We start from the raw sequence: 7,202 nt of genomic DNA, 5'->3' as shown, positions 1-7,202 counted from the left end.
GCCATGCGGATGGCGTTGCGGGCGTAGTCGGAGAACACCAGGAAGGTGGCGGTGTAGGGGATCAGCCCGCCGTGCAGGGCCAGGCCGTTGGCGATGGCGGTCATGCCGAACTCGCGCACGCCGTAATAGATGTAGTTGCCACCGTCCTTGGCGGTGACGCCCTTGGCGCCCTTCCACAGGGTCAGGTTGGAACCGGCCAGGTCGGCGGAGCCGCCCACCACTTCCGGCAGGCTGGGCACCAGGGCGGCGATGGCGTTCTGGCTGGCCTTGCGGGTGGCGATGTTTTCGGCCTTGGCGGCGGTGTCGGCGATGTAGGCGTCCACCACCTGGGACCAGTTGGCCGGCAACTCGCCCTTCATGCGGCGCATGAATTCGGCGGCTTCCGTGGGGAAGGCGGCGGTGTAGGCGGCGAAGCGGGCATCCCAGGCGGCTTCGGCCTCGGCGCCCTTGGCCTTACCGTCCCAGGCCGCGTACACGTCGGCGGGGATTTCGAAGGGGGCGTGGTTCCAGCCGATGGCGGCGCGGGTGGCGGCGATTTCGGCGTCGCCCAGGGGGGAGCCGTGCACGTCGTGGCTGTCGGCCTTGTTGGGGGAGCCCATGCCGATCTTGGTCTTGCAGCAGATCAGGGTGGGCTTGCCGGTTTCGGCCTGGGCCTTGAGCAGGGCGGCCTCGATGGCGGCGCTGTCATGGCCGTCCACGTTGGGGATCACCTGCCAACCGTAGGCTTCGAAGCGCTTCGGGGTGTCGTCGGTGAACCAGCCTTCGATGTGGCCGTCGATGGAGATGCCGTTGTCGTCGTAGAAGGCGATCAGCTTGCCCAGGCCCAGGGTGCCGGCCAGGGAGCAGGCTTCGTGGGAGACGCCTTCCATCAGGCAGCCGTCGCCGAGGAAGGTGTAGGTGTGGTGGTCGACCACGGCGTGGCCGGGCTTGTTGAATTCGGCGGCCAGGATTTTTTCCGCCAGGGCCAGGCCCACGGCGTTGGTGATGCCCTGGCCCAGGGGGCCGGTGGTGGTTTCCACGCCCGGGGTGTAGCCCACTTCGGGGTGGCCCGGGGTGCGGCTATTCAGCTGGCGGAAGTTCTTCAGGTCGTCGATGGTGACGTCGTAGCCGGTCAGGTGCAGCAGGCTGTAGAGCAGCATGGAGCCGTGGCCGTTGGACAGCACGAAGCGGTCGCGGTCGGGCCATTGCGGATTGGCCGGGTTGTGCTTCAGGTGGCGGCGCCACAGGACTTCGGCGATTTCGGCCATACCCATGGGCATGCCCGGGTGGCCGGAGTTGGCTTTTTGCACCGCATCCATGGCCAGGGCGCGGATGGCGCCGGTCAGGGGGGAAAGCAGGAATTGGGTGGATGCGGAGGGTGCGGAAGACGCGGTGGAAGCGGTAGAAGACACGGCGGCGGCCAAGATCAGCAAAAACCGAAATTATCCGCCAAAACAGGGGGGTTGAACAGATTTTGCAGTGCGGCAAGAGCGGCGCGGGGCGCCGCCGGGCCCGGGAGGGTCAGCCGGCGCCGTGGCGGCGCTCCATCAGGCGCCAGACGAAGGGGGTCAGGATCAGTTCCATGGCCAGGTTCATTTTGCCGCCGGGCACGACGATGGTGTTGGGCCGGCTCATGAAGCTGTCGGCGATCATGTTGAGCAGGTAGGGGAAGTCCACGCCGCGCGGGTTGGCGAAGCGGATCACCACGAAGCTCTCGTCCTGGCTGGGGATGTCCCGGGCGATGAAGGGATTGGAGGTGTCCACCACCGGCACCCGCTGGAAGTTGATGTGGGTGCGCGAGAACTGGGGGGTGATGGTGTGCACGTAGTCGTGCATGCGGCGCAGGATGGTGTGGGTCACCGCCTCCAGCGAATAGCCCCGGGTGCGGGTGTCACGGTGAATCTTCTGAATCCACTCCAGGTTGATGGTGGGCACCACCCCCATTAGCAGGTCCGGGTACTGGGCCGTGTTTACCGTGTCGGTGACCACGCCTCCGTGCAGGCCCTCGTAGAACAGCAGATCGGTGCCCGCCGGGATGTCCTCCCAGGCGGTGAAGGTGCCGAGGGGCTGGCCCCATTTGAGCGAATCGGCCTCGTCATGCACGTAGTGGCGCATCCGGCCGGTACCGCTGGCGGCGTAGTCGCGGAAGAGGATTTCCAGTTCCGGCAGCAGGTTGGCGTCCGGCCCGAAGTGCGACGGAGGACGGTGGCCGGATGCCTCCGCCTCCTGCACCTTCTTGTGCATGTCGGCCCGGATGTAGCGGTGGTAGCTGTCCCCGTCGATCAGCACGGCCTTGACGTTCTCGCGCCAGAAGATGCGCTCGAAGGTCTGGCGGACCGTGGTCGTGCCCGAGCCCGAGGACCCGGTGACGGCGATGATGGGGTGCTTGACCGACATGGCGGAGCCTCCGGGACGATCAGCCTTCGCTGCCTTCTTGATGGTAGCGGGTGACCCGCTCCACCTCGTTCTTCGAGCCAAGCACCACCGGCACGCGCTGGTGCAGGCCGGTGGGTTCCAGGTCGAGGATACGCTCCCGGCCGGTGGTGGCGGCGCCGCCGGCCTGCTCGACGATGAAGGCCATCGGGTTGGCCTCGTACATCAGGCGCAGCTTGCCGCCCTGGGCCACGGTCTTGCTGTCCAGGGGGTACATGAAGATGCCGCCCCGGGTCAGGATGCGATGCACGTCGGCCACCATGGAGGCCACCCAGCGCATGTTGAAGTCGGTGCCGCGGGGGCCTTCCTTGCCGGCCACCAGTTCGTTCACGTAGCGCTGCATGGGTTTTTCCCAGAAGCGCTGGTTGGACATGTTGATGGCGAATTCCCGGGTGTCGGCAGGGATCGACAGGTTTTCCCTGGTGAGTACGAAGGAGCCCAGCTCCCGGTCCAGGGTGAAGCAATGCACCCCGTTGCCCAGGGTCAGCACCAGCAGGGTGGAGGGGCCGTAGACGGTGTAGCCGGCGGCCACCTGCCGGGTGCCCTTCTGCATGAAGTCGTGGTCGTGCAGGTCGCAGCTGCTGTCGGCGCACTTGAGTACCGAGAAGATGGTGCCCACCGAGATGTTCACGTCGATGTTGGACGAGCCGTCCAGGGGATCGAACAGCAGCAGGTATTCGCCGCGGGGGTAGTGGCTGGGGATGGCGTGGGGCAGCTCCATTTCTTCGGAGGCCATGCCGGCCAGGTGGCCGCCCCACTCGTTGGCTTCGAGCAGGATTTCGTTGGAGATCACGTCGAGCTTCTTCTGCGCCTCGCCCTGCACGTTGTCGCTGCCGGCCTCGCCGAGCACACCGCCCAGGCTGCCCTTGCCGATGGCCACGGAAATGGCCTTGCAGGCCCGGGCCACGACCTCGATGAGCAGGCGCAGGTCGTTGTTCTGGGCGCCTTGCTGGCGCTGGGCTTCGATCAGGAAGCGGGTGAGGGTGATGCGGCGCATGGAAAACTCCGGAAACTGAAACTGCGATGACGACAATCTGCGCCGGATTGTACCGCGATGCCCCGCCCGCTGCTGCGCTGCGCAATAAGGTCCGCAGCCGTGGTCCGGCGCGGTCCGGAAGGGCAAATATCTCCTGCGGCGAAGCAGGTGGCTACGGTAATATGCCAGCGGTAAATAAATGGCAGAAAGGCGGCTCCGGGAGCCGCCGGGCCCGGGACGCCGGGCCGAGGGAGCCCATACGAACATGAAAATCAGAACCTTCATCCTCGCAGGTTCGATCCTCACCGGATCGGTCCTTTTCGCCGGTAGCTATCTGGCCGTGTCCCGCGCCTTCGACGTGGCGGTGACCACCCAGGCCCGGGAATCGGCGGAGGCCACCGCCCGCACCACCTTCGTGGCCATGTACGAACTGATGTCCACCGGGTGGAGCCGGGCCCAGGCCGAGCGCTTCGTCGCCCGCACCCGGGAGGCCAACGCCGGCCAGGGGGGCATGGTGCAGATCTACCGGGGCCCCCGGGTCGAGGCTCTGTACGGACCCATCGAGCAGCCCGCCCTGGATGCCGAGCTGGAGCAGGTGCTGCTCAGCGGCCACTCCTTCCACCGGGTCAAGGACGAGAACATCCGCCTGCTCTACCCGCTCCAGGCCGAGGAAAAATGCCTGGGCTGCCACCACAACGCCACGGTGGGTGACACCCTGGGGGTGATCGAGGTGCGCCAGGACCTGACCCCGGCCCTGACCGGTCTGCGCGGCGGCTTCCTCGCTCAGACCGCCTGGTGGCTGCTGCCGGCGGCCTTCCTCACCCTGCTCGGCGTGTTCCTGGTCAACCGCCGGGTCGGCCGGGCCTTGGACGGGGTCGAGGCCCGGGTGGCCGAGGTGAACGCGGTGGCCGACCTGCGCAAGCTGGAATTCCCTCGGGAAGAGTCCGGCTTCGAGGAGATCCACCGCATTCTCGGCGCCGTCGAGGAACTGGTGAAGCGCCTGCGCGCCGTGGCGGTGGACAAGGACATGCTGACCTTCGAGATCGGCCTCCTGGAAAAATTCGTCATCACCTCGGAAATCATCCGTGACTGGCACGAGTACGTGAACCATCTGGTGCGCGACATCAACAAGGTGATGCCCGCCCACCTGCTGTTCTCCCTGTTCCAGATCGACGACGAGTTGTTCGACCTGGAAATCTTCTGGTTCAACCCGCCCAACGCCGGAGCCCGGGCCCAGGTGGAGCGGCATATCCGCGACATCCTGGAACGCCACCCGCGCTTCTCCGCCTACACCCACTTCAACATCAACCACCACGTGGCCGAGGCCGACGCGTCGGAAGTGGAACTGGACGAGGAAACCCTGGCCCTGCACGTCAAGTCGTTCTTCGTCGACACCCCCAAGATCGGCGGTATCGTCGGTGTGGGCGTCCACGCCAACGAGCTGGAGGACGAGACTCGCCACCTGGTGCTCGACTCGGTGCTGTCCACCCTGCTCAACGTGGTGGGCTCGGTGAAGGCCATCTACAAATACACCCGGGACCTGGAGTACTACGCCACCCGGGACCCCCTCACCGACCTGTTCAACCAGCGGGTGTTCTGGGAGCTGCTCGGCTACGAGATTGACCGGGCCAAGCGCCACGATTGCTCCTTCGGCGTGCTGCTGATCGACCTGGACAACTTCAAGCTGGTCAACGACCACTACGACCACGCCACCGGCGACCGCTTCCTCCAGCTCTTCGCCCGCACCGTCCATGGCGTGCTGCGTGGGGGCGACATCTTCGCCCGCTACGGCGGCGACGAATTCGTGGTGATCCTGCCCGAGGCCGAGCTGCCCCAGGTCTCGGAAGTGGCCCACCGCATCCTCCATGCGGTGCGCGACATGACCCTGGACGGCCCGGACGGGACGCCGATCCGCGCCACCGCCTCGATCGGCATGGCGGTCTTCCCCGAGCACGCCACCGAGGCCAAGGACCTGTTCCTGTTCGCCGACAACATGATGTACCGGGCCAAGGCCGAGGGTAAGGAGCGGGTGGCGATCCCCTCCAGCGACGACGTGGTGGAAGTGTTCCGCGACATCTCCAACAAGAGCGTGCTGATCCTCAACGCCATTGAGGAGCGCAAGCTGGTGCCCCACTTCCAGCCGATCCTGGACGTGCGCAGTAACACCGTGGCGGCCTACGAGGTGCTGTGCCGGATGCCGCTGGAAGGACGCATCCTGCGCGCCGACGAGTTCGTCGAGATCGCCGAGAAGATGGGGGTGATTCACCGCCTCGACTGCCTGATCATCGAGGAGGCCCTGGGCCGTCTGCGCGACGCCGGCCACGACGGCCTGATGTTCCTCAACCTGTCGCCCCGGGCCCTGGTGCTCAACGAATTCGCCAAGTCGGTGCGCCGCGTGGTGGCCGATTCCGGGGTGGACCCGTCGCGCATCGTGTTCGAGATCACCGAGCGCGACACGGTGAAGAACCTGAGCCTGGTGCAGCGCTTCCTCAACGACCTGAAGTTCGACGGCTTCAAGCTGGCCATTGACGACTTCGGTTCGGGCTTCTCCTCCTTCCACTACCTGCGCCACTTCCCGGTGGACTACCTGAAGGTGGAGGGGGACTTCGTCATGAACATCCTGCAAAGCCCGCGGGACCGGGCCTTCGTCCAGAGCATGCAGTCCCTGGCCCAGGAACTGGGCATCCAGGTGGTGGCGGAGTTCGTCGAGAGTGCCGAGGTGCTGGAAGAACTGCGGCGGATGGGCGTGGACCTGGCCCAGGGCTACTACATCGGCCGGCCCGAACCCCAGATCCTGCACGGCGCCTGGTCGCCGGCCGGGGAGCCGATGCTGGTCTGAGCGATGGCCTGACCGATTTCAGGTGTAGGCCCAAACCCCAAGCGGGGCGCGGCGTTCGCGGCAGGTGCCGTGGAACGCCGCGCCCCGCTTGGCTTTCCGGGATGGGGTCGTGAAGATCGTTGCCTGGCGCGGGGTTGCGCCAGGGGGGCAGGAGGCCGGGCTGCGGGTCAGCCCCGGATCCACTCCTGCCAGGCGGCGAACACCCGGGGGTTGAGGGCGGCCATCACCGGGCGCTTCCACACCGGAGCAGCGTTGAACTCGGTCTGGTCCAGGGTGGCCATCACCCCGCCCGCTTCCTTGAGGATCAGGCTGCCGGCGCAGTAGTCCCACAGCATCTGGCCGCCGTGCAGGTACACGTCCAGCCGGCCGGCGGCGACGAAGCACCATTCCAGGGTCGAGCAGCCGAAGTTGCGCTGGGAGTAGAAGGGCGGATCGCAGGCCAGCCGGTCGGCCAGGGCCTTGGGGATGCGCTTGAAATCGACCCCGGCCACGGCCCGCTCCAGGCTGTCCGCCACCGGGCGCAGGGGCAGGCGCTGGCCGTTGAGGTAGGCGCCGTTGCCTTCCCGGGCGTAGAACATCTCGTCGGTGATCGGCGAATAGGTCACCGCCAGCCGCGGCGTGCCGCCTTCGAAGAAGGCCACCGACACGGCGAACATGGGGATGCCGTTGATGAAGTTGGTGGTGCCGTCGATGGGGTCGAGGCACCACAGCCCGTCCCGGCCGGCGGCCCAGGCGCGGGCCTGCTCGTCCTCGCCCATCTCCTCGCCCACCACCGGGCAGTCGGCCACCCGGCGCAGTTCCCGGTAGAGGAAGTGCTGGGCGGCCAGGTCGGCTTCCGAGAACAGAGTACCGTCGGCCTTCTGCTGCTGCTCCACGCGCAGGAAGCGGGGCATGATTTCCTGGCGGGACACTTGGCGCACCAGGTCGATGGTGGCGTCGAGCATGACCTTCAACGTGGCGGCGTCACGCATCGGC

5 protein-coding genes are annotated in these 7,202 nt (G+C 66.7%); 1 reads left to right on the top strand and 4 read right to left on the bottom strand.

Annotated features, from left to right (window positions below; translation table 11 throughout):
• From LWW89_RS17185 to LWW89_RS17175, 3 genes are all read right to left on the bottom strand, one after another.
• On the bottom strand, positions 1 to 1,298 hold a 1,298-nt coding region (locus LWW89_RS17185; RefSeq protein ID WP_293266413.1), incomplete at its 3' end, for a transketolase.
• 202 nt (positions 1,299 to 1,500) lie between these two features.
• Positions 1,501 to 2,376, bottom strand: coding sequence for a phosphoribulokinase (locus tag LWW89_RS17180; RefSeq protein ID WP_293266411.1), 876 nt, complete (start codon positions 2,374 to 2,376; stop codon positions 1,501 to 1,503).
• Between the two features lie 19 nt (positions 2,377 to 2,395).
• On the bottom strand, positions 2,396 to 3,409 hold the full coding sequence (locus tag LWW89_RS17175) for a class 1 fructose-bisphosphatase (protein ID WP_293266409.1): 1,014 nt from the start codon (positions 3,407 to 3,409) through the stop codon (positions 2,396 to 2,398).
• Between the two features lie 244 nt (positions 3,410 to 3,653).
• On the opposite strand from LWW89_RS17175, the gene LWW89_RS17170 reads away from it, so the two are divergent.
• Positions 3,654 to 6,227: a bifunctional diguanylate cyclase/phosphodiesterase gene (locus LWW89_RS17170; RefSeq protein ID WP_293266407.1), complete on the top strand. Its 2,574-nt coding sequence runs from the start codon at positions 3,654 to 3,656 to the stop codon at positions 6,225 to 6,227.
• A 167-nt stretch (positions 6,228 to 6,394) separates the two neighbouring features.
• Here LWW89_RS17170 and LWW89_RS17165 read toward each other — a convergent pair whose 3' ends face one another.
• A complete protein-coding gene (locus tag LWW89_RS17165) occupies positions 6,395 to 7,198 on the bottom strand; it encodes an inositol monophosphatase family protein (RefSeq protein ID WP_293266405.1) in 804 nt (267 codons plus the stop codon).
• Positions 7,199 to 7,202: the final 4 nt, after the last annotated feature.

The organism is Oryzomicrobium sp., from assembly GCF_021287045.1.
In the GTDB taxonomy this organism is placed as follows: Bacteria; Pseudomonadota; Gammaproteobacteria; order Burkholderiales; family Rhodocyclaceae; genus Oryzomicrobium.
The sequence above is the reverse complement of the archived record's forward strand: the minus strand, read 5'-3'. Positions and strand labels throughout refer to the sequence as shown.